This window comes from Streptomyces lancefieldiae (assembly GCF_031845825.1).
Classification (GTDB): Bacteria; Actinomycetota; Actinomycetes; order Streptomycetales; family Streptomycetaceae; genus Streptomyces; species Streptomyces lancefieldiae.
The window spans coordinates 1-460 of sequence record NZ_JAVRFH010000318.1; the positions used below are offsets into that span (position 1 = coordinate 1).

Genomic DNA, 460 nt, shown 5'->3' on the forward strand with positions numbered 1-460 from the left:
GTCGCGGATTGGGATCCATCAGGTCCGGCAGTTGCTCGGCGTGGCCCTCGGCGAGCGGCACATTGCGCCCGAACCGGGTGTTCGCCATGCCCATCGACGGAGCCGACAGGTCGTTGTAGGAACCGTTGGCCGTCCGCACCGTCAGGTAATCCGACGGAGGCAGCGGGTCGGCCTCGGGCGGCGCTCCCTGACAGGTGTCGTACAGGTTGTGCTCGCGCAGGGCGTCGCGGATACCGACGAGCACCGCGACGCCGAGCACCGGCGGCAGCTTGTCCCAGCCGATCCGCCGGTCGATCAGTTCAGTGGTCTTGAGGAACAGCCTCATGAGAAGTGAGGGCTTCGGCATGCCTCGATCTTGGGTGCCCGCAGCGCCGGGTGCATGAGTAGTCGGCTACTTGTTTCGCCGGTTTCGCCGGGTCTTGGTCGGGGCCGGTCTCAACGGCGTTGAATGGGCCCATGG

General features: G+C 66.7%; 1 pseudogene. It reads right to left on the bottom strand.

Features of this window, described 5'->3' with window-relative positions:
• Positions 1–325, bottom strand: a pseudogene (locus RM812_RS42330) (peroxidase family protein); the annotation flags it as partial.
• Positions 326–460 lie beyond the last annotated feature (135 nt).